Below are 15020 nucleotides of genomic sequence, written 5' to 3' on the forward strand. Positions count from 1 at the left end.
GGAAGTCATGGACTCGGCGGATCGACGCCAGTACGACTCGCTGCGTCGCAAGGCCAAGGCGCAGGAAACCCGGTCGGAGATCGCGCACGCCGCGCGTCGACTGTTCGTCGAGCGCGGTTGGGCGGCGACGACGGTGCGCGATGTGGCACGGGAGGCCGAGGTTTCCGTGCCCACCGTCTACGCGGCGTATGGAAACAAGACGGGCCTCGCGCTGGCGCTCGCCGACGCGGCGGACCTGTCGGCCGACCTACCCGAGCAACTCGCCGAACTCGAAGCGGCCCATGACGATCCCCGGCTCCAACTCGCCGCCATGACGGCCTACGACCGGAGGCTGTTCGAGCGCGCCGGAGACCTCATCACCCTGCTGCGCGATGCGGGCCGCACCGAACCGGATCTGGCCGAGGTCTATCAGGACGGCCGACGACGGGCCGACGAGGTCCGCGCTCAGGTGTTCTCCGCTTGGCCGACCGCCGTCCTCCGGTCGGGCGTCGCCGCATCCGTCGACGTGTACGCGGCCCTGTGCAATATCGACGTCTACAACACGCTGACCACCGAACGAGCATGGAAACCCGACCGGATCGAGCGTTGGTGGGCCGAGGCCACCGCCCGGGAGCTCTTGCTCCCCTGACGCCGCCTACGAGCCGAACGCCAAGACCGCCGCCTCGCGCGACCACGGCGTAGGGACCACATCGGAAAGGCAGGATGGACACGACCTCGACATGTCCACTTCGGATTCGCGCTCTGGCCCCGCGTCCTCCGGTGCCGTAATGTTCCACCATGACTGGATTCCGACTCGGAATCGACTATGGAACGTCGAATACCGTGGCGATGCTGGTATCGCCGGACGGGCGCCGCAGACCGTTGCTGTTCGACGGTTCGCCGCTGCTGCCGTCCATGGTCTACACCGAACGCGCCGATCAACTCCTCACCGGAACCGACGCGGTACGAGCGGCTCGTGTCGATCCCGGATCCGCCGAGCCGAACCCGAAGCTTCGCATCGGAGACGGCGAGATCGCGCTCGGCGGTTTCGTACTACCGGTGTCCACACTGATCCAAGCCACGCTGAGAACCGTGCTCCGCGAAGCCGAGCGCGTGGCCGGGGAACGGCTGAGTTCCGCGACGCTGACGCATCCGGCGGAGTGGGGAAGCCTCCGTTCCGGTGTCCTGTCGGAGGCCGCCACTCGCGCGGGGATATCCGAACTCACCCTGGTTCCCGAACCGGAGGCGGCGGCCGCCTACTTCGCATCGCTCGATGTTCAGCGAGTTCCCCCGGGTAGCAGTGTGGTGGTGTACGACCTGGGCGCGGGCACCTGCGACGCGGCGGTCGTACGACGCGGCACCACCGGCCTGGAGACCTTGGCGGTGGGCGGGCTGGACGATGTCGGCGGCCTCGACCTGGACGCGGTCGTCGTCGGCGTGATCCGGGCCGCGATAGCCGACAATGATCCCGAGACCTGGCGACGATTGTCGACCGGCGAGGCCGGCGATCTACGCCATCGGGCGGCATTGTGGACTGCGGCGAGAGAGGCGAAGGAGTCCCTGTCTCGGCGCTCGAGCGTGATGGTGCACGTGCCGATCCTTGAGCGGGCGCTGCCCATCGGCCGCGAGGAGTTCGAGGTGGCCGCCGGACCCCTTCTCGAACGAACCACTCAGTTGACCAACCAAGTCGTCGCGCGCTCGGCCGTGCCCCGGGAACAGATCGCGGGCGTGTTCCTCGTCGGTGGAGCCAGTCGAGTGCCACTCGTCGCCACCGTCCTGCATCGCGCCACCGGCATCGCGCCGACCGTCTTGGACCAACCGGAGCTGGTGGTCGCGGAGGGCAGCCTGTTGGTCGCCCCCGCCGACCACCACGGTGTGACGGCCCGGCCAACCGGTGAACCGGCCGGTGGCTCGGGCCCCGAGATCGACGAGACACCATCGCGACGTGATCGCCCGCGGTCCGAGGAGATCGACCACATCGATCCGGTCGTCCGTTCTCCGGGCGGAACGAGGAAACCGCCCAACGCGACACCAGGACGAAGCGAAACCGCAGAGCGTGTCGGCAAACGACCGGAACAGACCTCGAAGCGGAGGTTGTTCGTGATCTCCCTTCTGTTCATGGCATCGGGATGTTCGGGTGTCTTGGCCTCTCCGTTCATCGCCGGAACCGCCGGTACGTCCGAGGCCTTCGAGAACCCGATCGCCAACGTCTTCGGCACCGTCATGCTCGTTTCGTTGATCATCTTCTTCGCGTCCTTGAGGGACCCGAAGAAGTGAGCCGCCGCCGTTGTGAAGGGCCGCTTCGTCACTAGGTTCCGTGGTCGATCGTCGGCGTCAGCGGCGTTCGAGCAGACCGGTCAGCATCGCCGTCAAGGCCGCGCGTCGACGAACGTCCACATCGCCCGCAAGTTTAGGCATTGTGGACATCAACGCCGAGATACGGGGATGTCGCCCGTCCGCCGCCACGTGGGCCAGGTAGGCCGCCTGAGCCGAACCGGTCCCGCCTGACTCGGCGAGGGCGTTGCGCGCGAAGGTGGCGACGGTCGCGTTCATGAGCGCGAAGATCTCCAGCTTCGCGGGGCCGTCAACGAGATGGTCCGCGAGGACGTCCAAGACATGCTCCAGGAGGGCGATCCCGTTGGGACCCAAGGTGGGGCGGGTCACCACGAGTTCGGGCAGCCACACGTGGCGCGTCATGATCGCGTACGCCTGCTCGGCGATGGACACCAGGTCGTGGACGTAATTCCCCGTCGGTTCTTCGAGCCGGTACTCCGCCGCCGTCGCGTCGATCATCAGGTCGAGCAGGTCCTCCCTGCTGGCGACATAGCGATACAGAGACGCGGCACCGGTGCCGAGCTCGACCGCGACGTTGCGCATGGACACCGCGCTCAGCCCGCCTCGGTCCGCGACGACGACCGCGGCGGCAGTGATCTCGGCGCGGCTTCGTTCGGCGGGGCGGCCTGTCCCGGAGCGTTCGGGGCGCAGCCAGATCGGCACCGTGTCGTCAGTCATGTCGCCTCCCAAACTGTTTGCGAACACCGTACCCGAAAGCTATAGTTCGAGAACAGTGTTCGCAAACCCCCCGGAGGAGTCATGACAACCACGCCGACCCGCTACGCGCACAACGGCGACGTCGACCTCGCATACGACGATCTCGGCGGCTCCGGAGGTGAGCCGCTGCTGCTGGTCATGGGTGCCGGGGTGACCCGGTTCTGGTGGCCGCGAGGATTCCTGGACGAGCTGATCGGGCGCGGCTTCCACATCGTGTCCTTCGACAACCGCGACTCCGGACAATCGACGCACTTCCCGAACACCAAGGCTCGCCCCGTCAGCTCCCTGTTCCGCAAGCGACCTCCGGCTTACACGGCCGAGGACATGACGGATGACGCGATGGCGGTCATGAACGCGGTCGGGTGGGAGTCGGCGCACCTGTTCGGACACTCGATGGGCGGCCTGAACGTCCAGCGCATCGCGATGCGCCATCCCGCCCGAGTCCGGTCGCTGACGAGCTCCGGCGCCGTCCCCAGCGACGCCGGACGCCGAAAACTGGCGCGGTACATACGTTTCGGCTTCGTCGCGCGGATGGCGCGGTTGCGCTTTCCCGCGACCCGCGAAGGTGACATGGCGCTCGGGCTCGCCGTCTCCCGGGCACTGGCCTCGCCGGGCTACCCCTTCGACGAAGCGGAAGCCCTGTCGCGCATCGAAAAGGACGCGAAGTCTCCCATCCGCGATCCCTCCACGATGGGACGCCAGCTCGGCGCGACGTGGAGCGGCGGACGCCTGGCGAGCCTGCGACTCCCCGCGACGGTGCTCCACGGCGAGGCCGACCAACTGCTCCGGACCGTCGCCGCGCGCGACCTGGCGAACGCCATCACCGGAGCGCGACTCCGCACGTTTCCGGGGCTCGGGCACGACCTGCCGAGAGCCCTGTGGACCGTCTACGCCGACGAGATCCGCGCCACCGCCGACGCGGTGACGTAGACCTCAATGGACGACCGCCCGTGTCGAACGGCGTTGACACGGGCGGTCCCGTCGGACGCCTCGTCGCCGAACGACACGAGCGAATCCGGGATGGCGGAGGCGGGACTCAGTCCTCGCCCTTCTCCCTCCGCATCGAGATCAACGCCTTCGCGGCTCCCGGGTTGCCGTCGACCTCGACGGCCTCGGACCACAGCTTCTCCGCCTCGTCCAGCCTCCCCTGCGCCTCGTACAAGACGCCGAGGTTGAACATGGCCTTGGAGTCCCTTTGGTCGCCCAACTCGATCGCCTTGAGATACCACGGTTCTGCCCTCTCCGGCTCGTCGGACTGGTGGTGGATGACGGCCAGATTGTTGGCGGCGTCGACCCGACCGCCTTCGGCGGCTCGGCCGTACCACAGCGTCGCGTCGTCCATATCGTCTCGTCGCATGGCGATCAGACCCAGGTGATACATCGCGTTCGGTTCGCCCAGGGACGCGGCCTCCCGGAACCACAGCTCGGCCTCCACCTCACTGCCCTCGTGCATCAGCAACACGCCGAGGCTATGCAGGACATGCGGATCGCGTGCCTCGGCGGCCCTCCTCCACCACTCCAATGCCGCGTCCTTGTCGTCATGGACATTGGCGTGGATGTGCCCGAGGTTGTACATCGCGGAGGTGTCACCGGCGGTCGCCGCCAGATGGAACAGATTCTCGGCCGCGGCCAGATCGCCGCGCTCGTACGACAGCACGCCAAGACTGTGCTGGGCCTTGGGTTCGCCCGCCTCGGCGGCCTTGCGGTACCAGGCTTCCGCCTCGTCGATCCTCCCCCGACCTTTCAGCAGGTTGGCGAGAAACTGCATGCCCAGTGGCACACCGGCATCGGCGATCGACCGGTAGTGCCGTTCGGCCTCGGTGTGGTCCCCGCGCTCCTCGGCGTCCAGGCCGACCGCGAGGATCGCCGCGTCCGGGGTACCGACAGCGAGGTCCGGTTCGACGATGGGCGGCTCCGCGTCGAGCTCGGCCAATCGCTCCTCGGCCTCCTCCAGACCGTCCTCGACCGCCTTGCGCCACCACAAGCGCGCCGAGAGCGACTGGCCGTCGGCTTTCGCGAGCCCGCCGAGGTGGTGCATCGCCGACAGCTGGCCGAGTTCGGCGGCCGATCGATACCAGCCCTGAGCCCCTCGGAAGTCTTGACGCGTCTGGCACATCAGGCCCAGATTGGACATGGCGTCGGGATCACCGGCCTGTGCCGCCTCGCGCCACCACGCCTCGGCCCCGTCGGGATCGTCGCGGTCCATGTGGAGGTTCCCCAGTCGACACATCATGTCGGCGTCACCCGCCTCGGCCAGCCTGCGGTACCAGACTTCGGCCTCGACCAGGTCGCCGCTCTGCTCGGCGAGAATTCCGAGGTTGTGAATCGCTTGTGGGACACCGGCTTCCGCCGCCTTGCGCCACCACTGGATCGCCTGCTCGACATCGCCCGCGTCGTGCCTGTCGAAGCCGTACTCGAACATGGCCCTGCCGTGCCCGGCCTCAGCGGCCTTGCGGAGCCACGACTCCGCCCCGACCGCGTCGCCGTCCTGCTCGGCGATGATCCCCATGTTGCGCAGTGCGAGTTCGTGTCCGAGTTCGGCCGCCCGCCGCCACCATTCGACGCCCCGCTCGGGATCGTCGTCGTAGCACAGAGAACCCAGTGAGAACATCGCGCCGCTGTGGCCGGCCAGGGCCGCCTGGTTCAGCCAGGCCTCGGCTTCGGACAGTTCACCGGCTTCCAGCAGGAGGTCGCCGAGGTCGCGCATGGCGTCCACATCGCCCTCGTTGGCCGCCTTTCGATAGGACACTTCGGATCGGAGTTCGCTCTCGGCAGTCATTGAGACATGCTTTCACAGCACTGGAAGGCGATGTCCGCGCCCAAATGTGGACCGCAACGCAACCCGACCATACTGGACTTCACCTCGCCGAGTCGACCACGAAAGAACGATATGGACGTTCGTTCGCCGTCACGCCCTGGCGCGGCCCACCCATTCGACGATGTCACCGATCACGGCGGGGTCGACATGCTGGGGCCGTTCGTAATCGGCGGGAGTGGACGGACCCGTGCCGGGAAAGAACAGATGGTCGTCGGCGTCGTGGACACGAATGTCGACCTCGGGGCGGTCGCCCAGCCCCGCTCTCCATCGGGTCAGGTCATCGTCGACGGTGACCTGGTAGTCGCGTCCTCCTTGGAGGATGAGCATCGGCTTCCGGAGTCCGGTCGCGATCGCGACCGGGTCGTAGTCGCGCAGTTCGAGCCAGTACGAGGCGGGCAGGCCGAACGGCAGCTCCGCCGCTGGAGTCGACGACGTCAGATCAGCGCTGTCGACGAGGGCCGCCTGCCTGCCGAAGATCTCGACCGTCGAGGGCGGGACCAGGTCCGGGACCATGGCCGCGAGGTAGGTGATGACGCGAACGGCGGCATGGTGCATCGGCTGGACGTCACCGGCCATGATCACCAGACCGGCGACCGAGGACTCGACTGCGGCGATCCGGGGAGCGATCTTGCCGCCCATGCTGTGGCCGAGGACGAACACCCGCTCGGCGTCGACCGCCGGGTGGCGCCGGAGCAGTCCGATCGCGTCGACGGCATACGGCAGGTATTCCCGCGTCATGGTCAGGTCGGGTGCGGCGGCGAAGTCGCCATGGGCGAACGTCGCCTTGTCGAAACGCAACACCGCGATACCGCGGCTGGCCAGACCCCAGGCCAGGTCCTTAAGCGGCTTGTTCGGCCCACTGGTCGCGTCGCGATCGAACTGCCCGCCGCCGGCCAGCAACACCACCCCGGGGCAGGCCGCCGGACCATTGGGGACGCTGACCGTCCCCGACACCGCCAGAGGGCCGGTGCCGACCGTGACATCGTGTTCGGCGAAACGGCTGGGTTCGGTGTAGGACGGTGGGACCCAGTCGGACACCGGGGCGGTCATCGCATCGTGAGACATCTCCATAACCTTTCTCAATCTTTGCGAACGTTAGCACAATGTGAGAGCATTGCGGCATGGACGGTTTCGAGTTGTTGGCACATCCGGTGCGGTTGCGGGTGATTCACGCGATGCGGGGCGGGCGGGAGCTGACGACCACCGAGTTGTGCGATCGCATCTCGGACGTCTCGAAGGCCACGGTCTACCGGCACGTCGACCTGCTCGCGTCCGGCGGCGTCCTCGAGGTCTCCGAGGAGCGACGGGTGCGCGGCGCGGTCGAGCGCCGCTATCGACTCCGCCAGGACCGCGCCGGGATCGATGCCGACACCATGGCTTCGCTCTCGCCAATGAACCATCGAGACGGTTTCGCCACCGCCTTGGCGGCCCTGGCCGCCGAATTCAACGCCTACCTCGGTCGAGACGGAGCCGACCCGGTGGCCGACCAGGTGGGGTACCGACAGCACGCCGTCTGGCTCAGCCCCAAGGAACTCCGTGTGATGATCGAGGGGATGCGACAGGCGATCGCGCCTCAACTGACCAATGAGCCGACAGCGGACCGCGCGCAGTATCTGATCAGCCCGATCCTCTTCCCGATCGAGGCGCCACCGACCGAGCCCCGAGAAGCCTGACACACGTTCCAGTCCTGACTGGTCGTGGCCTCACCAGAAGAAGCACGCAAGCGCACCCGGAGTGTCGAGCATGACCATCAGCTGCCGACCCGGCGCCTCCGGCAGGTCGAGCCGAGACGGCGACATCCACACCGTCGCCGACCGCGTATGGACGTCAACTGCCCCAAGACTTCCATGACGGTCTGTCGGCGCTCCCGTTCGACGGACGCGACTATGGGCTCGTGTCACAGTCCGGTCCCGGGGCGCACGACCGGAGGCTCCACTCAGGATCGATCCGATGGCCTGACCGACCCGATGATCACACCCTCGTGATTACCTGTGTCCCAACGGAACAGCACTCCGAAGATAGGGCGGCGACATGGGCACCGGGCTGGGTTTCGACATCTGCGAACTCCTCGAGCACGACTGCGCCGAAACACCCGAACCCCACACCGCGGAATGGGACGCGTCGATCGAGATTCCCGCACACGTCCATCTCTTGGACCGCTGGTGGCGGGACGACTCGCCGAAACCGACGATCCGAATACTCGCCGACCTGCGAGACGGACCAGACTCCACCAGCCGTCTGGAGACCGCCGGTCTCTTTCCCGAACTCGACCCGAGCGGACATCCACGGCGCCGAGCGGTGGACGGCCGGAAGGAGTCACCCGAGCGGGCCGCCGAGATCGTCACGCGAACGTTGCGCGCGAACGGGATACCGTCCCGACGCACCGAACTGCTGATGGCGAGCCTCGCCTCAGCGATCGTCGACTGGGCCGATGATGCCACTCTGGTTCGGGTCGTCGACCCGGAGTCGGGGACGATCGTCGAGCAGGAAACCCATGTGGTGCTTGGCTTCGGCCGGGATCTGATCCGAATGAGCGTCCTCGGTGCGCACCACGTCGCAGACGACGACGGACGTGATCCGGCGTGTTCCTTCGCCGGGCATTGGTGTCGGCCCCCGCATCGGTCAGATCCCGTCGACCTCGCGGGAGCGGAAGTGCGGTTGCGCGCCCTGTGTGCCGGAACCGTCCTCAAGGGTCCATTGGATCTGGACGGTCCGGCGGCATTCAAGGTCGGGTGGTCGCGGCACGGGATGCCCTCCGGGGCGGACATCACCAAGTTGCGCCGATGGTGGAACGGCACGGCCTGGATGCAGAACCACCCCCGCGACTACCTGGACGAGGAACTCGCCATTCTCGACGACCCGCAGGCGGTCGACCTTGATGAGTGGGACTCGTTCGACGAGCTCCAGGAGCGCCTGGAACTGGGCGACCCGGACGACGACTCGGTCGTTCACGCCGACGGGTTGCGGCCCATGGATTCTGCGGCGTTCACGCGGGAGATCCGCGCCTTCGGCGCCGCCTGTGTGGAACGGGCCCCCGACGATCAGCGTGAGCTGACCGGGTTCCTGCTGGACGAACTGCTGCACCGTCCGCTTGAGCGCGTCGGCGGCGCGGATGGGCGACTGTCGGCATGGGCCGATCACGATGGCGACGCTCGCTTTTGGAGAGACGGCGACGGCGACGTCAACTGCCACGACGATGCCCGCCGAGTGCTCGTCGTCGGGCCGGACGAGGCGGTCTACTTCGTGTTCAAGAGTGAGATGGGGTCCTGACGAGAACGACGATCGGCGGGCTTCCACCGCTAGGTTTCCACCCGAGCTCAATCGACCGGTTTCGGCCGTTCACGAAGGGCCACGCCTAATCGGCGCGGCGACGTCCATCGAGGATGAACAGCGTGGCAGGGACGAGGACGAGGAGGAAGCCGGTGGGAAAGCCGATGTAGGCGCCGAACGCCGCCCACGTCAGCATGGTCCATCCGACGTAGCCCGGAAGCGCGCGGCCCTCCCGGGCGCGGCCGACCGCCATCAGTCCAAGAAGGATCAGTGGGACGACGAAACTACCGGGAACACTCCAGAAGGCCAGCTTGGATTCGAGCATTCCCGGTGAACCGATCCCCCACCACAGGTCACCGGTGATCCACCCCGGCCAGTGACGCCCGGCCACGGCCAGGCCGATGACGCTGTGCCCGAGGCCGATCGCGACGCAGGTCAAGCCGCCCCACCTCGTCAGCCTCGTCGATCGCGCGGCGGCGGGGAGCGCCGTGATGGTGCCGCTGACGTCGTGTTCCATCGTTCGCCTCCGTAGTTCTATGCTGGCCGACATAGAACATATCGGATGGCGATTCCTGTGTCGCTTGGCATACCTGGTTGAATGGCCGACATGGCGACAATGCGCACGGAGAGGACCCGGGAGAGCCGCCGACTGCTGGTGACCGCGGCCGTCGAGCTCTTCGCCGAGAAGGGATACCGGCAGACGAGCTTCATGGACATCGCGGAAAGGTCCGGCATCAGCCGGGGTTCGATCCCCTGGCACTTCGGCAACAAGCTGGGGCTGCTGGAAGCGGTGGTCGAGAACCAGCTTCAGGCGGTGCTCGCCGACTTCGCCACACTGGACGGTGAGCCGCTCGCCGGTTCGCTGGACCGACTCGTGGACTTCATCCGTCTGCCCGCCACTCGCCTGTTCATCACGCTGCTCGCCGAAGCCGTGGAAGTCGACTCGCCGATCCGCGAGCACTTCGCGCGGCTGCATCAGGCGCTCCGGCAGGGGGTCCGGTCGGCGATCCCGATCACGGCGTTGCCACCGGGCGTCGACCCGGACGCGTTCGTGGTCCTGCTGGTCGGAGCGGTCATGGGCGTCAACGCGCAATGGCGGGTCGACCCCAAATCGATCGACCTCGACGCCGTCCGCTCGACGCTTCGCGCGCTCCTGCCGACCGAGCTCTGACCGGCGCCGAGCCGCCGCGACGTCCGATGGAACCGAAGGTCCGTCTCAGCACGGTCTCACCGAGTCGCCGCCCTCCCCGGGCCACGGCCCTTATGCTCTCCAACGAAGCCGGGCGAGGGGACTGACGGATGAGATGCGTTGTATTCGGAGCCACCGGTTACATCGGTGGACGCCTGGTGCCCCGGCTGCTCGACGACGGGCACGCCGTCCGCTGTGTCGCACGCACGCCCGCCAAACTCGCCCACACTCCCTGGACCGACCGCGTCGAGATCGTCCAAGGCGACGTGACCGACCCCGCCAGCGTCGCCGACGCGCTCGTCGGTCAGGACGTCCTCTACTACCTCGTGCACTCGCTGACCACGCGCGACTTCAGCACCGTCGACCGGCGAGCCGCGCAGACCGTCGCGGACGCCGCGCGCGCCGCCGGCATTCGCCGCATCGTCTACCTCGGTGGCATCACTCCCGACACCGACGACCTGTCCGAACATCTCGCCTCGCGGGCCGAAGTCGGACGGATCCTGTTGAACTCCGGGGTGCCGACGGCGCACCTTCGCGCCGCGATCATCCTCGGTTCCGGTTCGGCCAGTTTCGAGATTCTGCGGTACCTGACCGAACGCCTACCGGCCATGATCACTCCAAAGTGGGTGACGAACCGGATCCAGCCGATCGCGGTGCGGGACGTCCTGCACTACCTGGCTCACGCCGCCGCCCTCCCCGACGACGTCAACCGGGGCTTCGACATCGGCGGCCCCGATGTGTTGACATACCGGGAACTGATGCGTCGGTACGCCGTCGTCGCACGGCTGCCCCGGCGCGTCGTCGTCCCCGTGCCGGTGTTGACTCCGTGGCTGTCGGCGCAATGGGTGAATCTCGTGACGCCAGTGCCGGGCAACATCGCCGTGCCGTTGATCGAGTCGCTTGTCCACGAAGTGGTCTGCCACGACCGCGACATCGCCGACTACATTCCGGACCCACGCGACGGGCTCACCAATTGCGAGAAGGCCATCGAGCTCGCGCTCGGCCGGGTTCGGGACGCGAACGTCCCCACCCGATGGTCCGACGCGTCGACTCCCGGCGCTCCGTCGGACCCCTTGCCGACCGACCCTGAATGGTCCGGTGGAACGCTCTACCAGGATGTTCGCGAGCGCCACAGCGATGTCGCCCCCGAGGCGCTGTGGCGCGTCATCGAGTCCATCGGCGGTGAGCACGGCTGGTACTCGTTTCCATTGGCGTGGTCGGTCCGTGGATGGATCGACCGTGTCTTCGGCGGGGTCGGCCTGCGCCGCGGACGCCGCGACCCGCGTCAGTTGCGCGTCGGCGAGGCCCTCGACTGGTGGCGCGTCGAGGAGATCGACCGGCCGCGGATGTTGCGGCTACGCGCCGAGATGAGGGTTCCCGGGCGCGCCTGGCTGGAACTTTCCGTCCATCCTGGAGAGAATGGTGGTTCGACGTACCGCCAGCGCGCGTTGTTCGTCCCTCATGGATTCATGGGGAACATGTACTGGTACGCCATCGCCCCGTTCCACACGATCGTGTTCGGCGGCATGGCCCGCAACATCACCGGCTCCGCCGGCACCCGCGAACCGACCACGGCGAGCGACCGGGGTTGAACGGTTCGACAGCTGGAACCCCTGGGAGGCACTGCTTCGAACCATCGTCTCGACCCCGGGCCGTAGGGCGCTGGTCGCGGTCGGCAGCCCACGCCGATCATCCATATTGGCTGATTGACGACAGGGCCGACCCACGGTCCGATCGCGAAAACTGACTTGGATTGTGGTGCAACGGATGTCTACGCTGCCGACATGGCCACCCTCACCGTCACCGCCGAACAGTTGACCATCCATCCACATCCGAACGCGGACGCCCTGGAGCTGGCTCAGGTCGGCCTCTACCGGGCCGTCGTCGCCAAAGGGGTCTACCGCACCGGGGACTGGGCGCTCTACATCCCGGAGAACGCCGTCCTCCCGGAAGCACTCATCGCCGAGTTCGGGCTCACCGGCAAACTCGCGGGTGCCGCGCGCAATCGGGTCAGGCACGTGCGACTGCGCGGAGAACTGTCCCAGGGCATCGTGTGCCGCCCCCAGGTGTTCGCGGGGATCGACCTCTCCATCGCGCATGCCGAGGGCCGCAACTTCGCCGCCGAGCTCGGAATCACCAAGTGGATTCCGCCGGTACCGGTTCAGCTCGCGGGTGAGGTAGTCCAGGCGCCGGATCTGCTGAGGTGGATCGAGATCGAGGACATCAAACGGTACCCGGACGTCTTCGACAGCGGTGAGGCCATTGTGGCCACGGAGAAGATCCACGGTAGCGCGTGCCTGTACACCTGGTCGGAGAACGCCAGTCTCGTCTCCTCCAAGGGAATCGGTTCGAGGTACCTGAGCATCGTCGACAACGGCACGAACCTCTACTGGAGAGCCGTCACCGCCTACGACGTGCCGAGCGCGGCACGGCAGATCGCCGCGTTGTACTCGGCGAGCCGCGTCGGCGTCTTCGGTGAGGTGTACGGGAAGGGAGTCCAGGACCTCAGCTACGACACGAGCGGTGGCGGCACGCCGGGATACGCCGTGTTCGACATCGCCGTCGACGTCGGCGACGGTCGTCGCTGGCTGTCGTCATCCGAAGTGGTCGACGCCCTCGACCGGATCGACGTCGACCTCCCGACGGTACCGGTGCTGTACGCCGGGCCGTACGACCGGGAACTGTTGCTGAAACTGGCGACCGGCACCGAGACCGTCTCCGGCGCCGAGACGCACCTGCGAGAAGGACTCGTGGTCCGCCCCGCCGTCGAGCGGTACAGCCCGATCCTCTCAGGACGGGCGATCGCCAAGTTCATCTCGCCGGACTACCTGACCCGCAAGGGCGGCACGGAGTACGAATGACGGCGCGCCGCGCCCGGAACCGCTTCGGGCGCGGCGTNGACTCCGCGAACGTCCGTACTCACACACTCGGCGAAGACCGACACGACCGGGAAGGACACCCGTGCGACGGGAAGGACGTGAGTGGCGGACCTTCGTCAGCACCGTGCGCCTGGACGGGAACCAGTACCGCGTCATCCGACCGGAAGGCCCGATCGTCCACGCGTCACTGCGTGAGGGACGCTCCGAACCGCGCCTCTCGGTGGACAAGGCGGCCACGATGGACCTCGCGACCGCGTGGTGGCTGGCCGCGCGTTCACCGCACAGTCTCGTGTACCTGCCACTGCGTTCCAGCGCCTTCGATTGCGACAGGGACGAGGACGGCGGACTCAAGCTCGATCTGGTGCTGCTGCACCACAGCCTGCGGTTCCCCGTGTCGAGATGGAAGGCCGTCCGCGCGCGGTTGTCCCACACCGAGATTCGCAAGGAGACCGTGTACGCCCAGGCGCTCCCCTCCCTCGCTCGCGAGGATTACGGAGCCCGAAGACACTCCGACTTCCGGGACCACCTCCGCTGGGCGATCGCGAGCGACACGCTGTTCCTGATCGGAAGTCGCCGCGCCTACGAACTCGACGGCGACACGATGCGCGAACTCCTCGAGGAGTGCCCGGCGGACCTCGCCGACTACGACAAGACGTACTGCTGCACTGAAATCCATATCGGACGATGGAATCGGCGCGATCGTGACCGCCGGAACTCGCACGCGAGGCTCCACATCGACTGTTGTGCCGTCCACTGGAGAAGAACGGATGACGACGGAAGGGCTGGAGACGCAACGGGCCGTCCGCTGAGGTGAAGCTCCGAGCCAGAAGCCGAAGCTCATGATCGACGCCGAACCGGACGAGGCGGCGTCCGCGAAGAAGGACCTCAACGACTCCCCGGACCGGAACGGACCGTGTATCACCTGCCTGACACCGACATCCATGTCGAGACACCCAGGCGATCGGCCTCCGGCTGCGATCACGACGTCCGCGATGTCCATGACCTGGCCTTCCGAGATCGGATAGGCTGCCCGCCGGTGTCCCCGCTCGACAGGATCTTCCACGATGGCCGAACATTCCGACGCCACCTCGACCCCGATCGTCGTCCGAGAATCCGCCGACGCGCGCGATCTGCTGTGGCTACTCGTCGCCCTCGGTGTCATCGCGGGTGTCATCTGGCTGATCGCCTCAGGGGCCGGCTCGGAGCTCATCACCACCCGGGACCCTCGAACCGGGCTGGAGACGGAGTCACCCGCCTGGATCGGCATTCCGATTCTGGCCTTCGTGGCACTGGCCTGGCCGACGATACGACTCGGTTCGCTCCTGGCGCGCCCGACAATGGCGGTCGTCGACGCCACCGGCGTCAGACTGCACAAGGCCACCCTCGCCCACCTTCGATCGTCCGAGCCGACGGTTGAGGCGACGTGGGACGCCATCGACCGGGTGGTCGTGTGGCGGTTGCACACGGGAAGGCTCGGCCCCGTCTCCACGGCTCGCACTCTGATCGGCCTAGAACTGAGCAACGACTACTACGAGATCCACAAGAAGTCGCCGGGCCCGAAGGATCGCGAGTCCACAATGATCCGAAGGTCCGGTGTCCCGAAACGCCTGGGGGTCCTGATGAAGACCCGCAGCGTCGCGGCGAGTTCGCGGCAGATCCGGGACCTGGCGGACGCGGTCGCCCGGTTCGCACCGGACGTCCCCGTCGTCAACGAACGAACCCCGGGCGGCGGCCCCGCCGAGGGCTGAGGGTCGTCCGAGCCCTCCCGACCGCGACGCGCGGCCCGTTCGAGCATTCGAGCGAGCCGCACGTGCCGTGGGTCGGGGGTCGGGGT

At 67.4% G+C, this 15020-nt stretch carries 14 protein-coding genes; 10 read left to right on the forward strand and 4 right to left on the reverse strand.

The window, feature by feature from the left end:
* The first annotated feature begins 7 nt into the window (after nucleotides 1–7).
* Together ACM9NP_RS08985 and ACM9NP_RS08990 are read left to right on the forward strand one after the other, a co-directional pair.
* Nucleotides 8–628, forward strand: coding sequence for a TetR/AcrR family transcriptional regulator (locus ACM9NP_RS08985; protein WP_415646156.1), 621 nt, complete (start codon nucleotides 8–10; stop codon nucleotides 626–628).
* Between the two features lie 149 nt (nucleotides 629–777).
* Nucleotides 778–2256: an Hsp70 family protein gene (locus ACM9NP_RS08990; protein ID WP_415646157.1), complete on the forward strand. Its 1479-nt coding sequence runs from the start codon at nucleotides 778–780 to the stop codon at nucleotides 2254–2256.
* Nucleotides 2257–2313: 57 nt separating this feature from the next.
* Here ACM9NP_RS08990 and ACM9NP_RS08995 read toward each other — a convergent pair whose 3' ends face one another.
* Nucleotides 2314–2991 (reverse strand): TetR/AcrR family transcriptional regulator, encoded by a 678-nt coding sequence (locus ACM9NP_RS08995; protein WP_415646158.1) that lies wholly within the window; start codon nucleotides 2989–2991, stop codon nucleotides 2314–2316.
* A gap of 81 nt (nucleotides 2992–3072) precedes the next feature.
* Between ACM9NP_RS08995 and ACM9NP_RS09000 the strand changes: the two genes are divergently transcribed.
* Entirely contained in the window at nucleotides 3073–3960 is an 888-nt protein-coding gene (locus ACM9NP_RS09000) for an alpha/beta fold hydrolase (RefSeq protein WP_415646159.1), read from the forward strand.
* Nucleotides 3961–4066: 106 nt separating this feature from the next.
* On the opposite strand, the gene ACM9NP_RS09005 is transcribed toward ACM9NP_RS09000, so the two are convergent.
* On the reverse strand, nucleotides 4067–5809 hold the full coding sequence (locus ACM9NP_RS09005) for a tetratricopeptide repeat protein (protein WP_415646160.1): 1743 nt from the start codon (nucleotides 5807–5809) through the stop codon (nucleotides 4067–4069).
* Between the two features lie 129 nt (nucleotides 5810–5938).
* A complete protein-coding gene (locus ACM9NP_RS09010) occupies nucleotides 5939–6913 on the reverse strand; it encodes an alpha/beta hydrolase family protein (RefSeq protein WP_415646161.1) in 975 nt (324 codons plus the stop codon).
* Between the two features lie 56 nt (nucleotides 6914–6969).
* Between ACM9NP_RS09010 and ACM9NP_RS09015 the strand changes: the two genes are divergently transcribed.
* Nucleotides 6970–7521, forward strand: a complete 552-nt coding sequence (locus ACM9NP_RS09015; RefSeq protein ID WP_415646162.1) for a helix-turn-helix domain-containing protein — start codon at nucleotides 6970–6972, stop codon at nucleotides 7519–7521.
* A gap of 358 nt (nucleotides 7522–7879) precedes the next feature.
* A complete protein-coding gene (locus ACM9NP_RS09020) occupies nucleotides 7880–9118 on the forward strand; it encodes a hypothetical protein (protein ID WP_415646163.1) in 1239 nt (412 codons plus the stop codon).
* Between the two features lie 85 nt (nucleotides 9119–9203).
* On the opposite strand, the gene ACM9NP_RS09025 is transcribed toward ACM9NP_RS09020, so the two are convergent.
* Complete coding sequence (locus tag ACM9NP_RS09025; RefSeq protein WP_415646164.1) at nucleotides 9204–9635, reverse strand: DUF6463 family protein; 432 nt, start codon at nucleotides 9633–9635, stop codon at nucleotides 9204–9206.
* 90 nt (nucleotides 9636–9725) lie between these two features.
* Here ACM9NP_RS09025 and ACM9NP_RS09030 point away from each other — a divergent pair, with 90 nt between their 5' ends.
* The 5 genes from ACM9NP_RS09030 to ACM9NP_RS09050 all read left to right on the forward strand — a co-directional run bounded on the left by ACM9NP_RS09030 (nucleotide 9726) and on the right by ACM9NP_RS09050 (nucleotide 14934).
* The gene (locus ACM9NP_RS09030; protein WP_415646165.1) at nucleotides 9726–10289 is read left to right on the forward strand and encodes a TetR/AcrR family transcriptional regulator; all 564 of its coding nucleotides are present in this window, start codon (nucleotides 9726–9728) and stop codon (nucleotides 10287–10289) included.
* 128 nt (nucleotides 10290–10417) lie between these two features.
* Nucleotides 10418–11899, forward strand: a complete 1482-nt coding sequence (locus tag ACM9NP_RS09035; RefSeq protein ID WP_415646166.1) for an SDR family oxidoreductase — start codon at nucleotides 10418–10420, stop codon at nucleotides 11897–11899.
* A 192-nt stretch (nucleotides 11900–12091) separates the two neighbouring features.
* The gene (locus ACM9NP_RS09040) at nucleotides 12092–13168 is read left to right on the forward strand and encodes an RNA ligase (ATP) (protein ID WP_415646167.1); all 1077 of its coding nucleotides are present in this window, start codon (nucleotides 12092–12094) and stop codon (nucleotides 13166–13168) included.
* A gap of 100 nt (nucleotides 13169–13268) precedes the next feature.
* Entirely contained in the window at nucleotides 13269–14000 is a 732-nt protein-coding gene (locus ACM9NP_RS09045; RefSeq protein WP_415646168.1) for a hypothetical protein, read from the forward strand.
* Between the two features lie 250 nt (nucleotides 14001–14250).
* The gene (locus ACM9NP_RS09050; protein WP_415646169.1) at nucleotides 14251–14934 is read left to right on the forward strand and encodes a cytochrome c oxidase subunit II; all 684 of its coding nucleotides are present in this window, start codon (nucleotides 14251–14253) and stop codon (nucleotides 14932–14934) included.
* Nucleotides 14935–15020: the final 86 nt, after the last annotated feature.

The organism is Stackebrandtia soli, from assembly GCF_965137155.1.
Taxonomy (GTDB): Bacteria; Actinomycetota; Actinomycetes; order Mycobacteriales; family Micromonosporaceae; genus Stackebrandtia; species Stackebrandtia soli.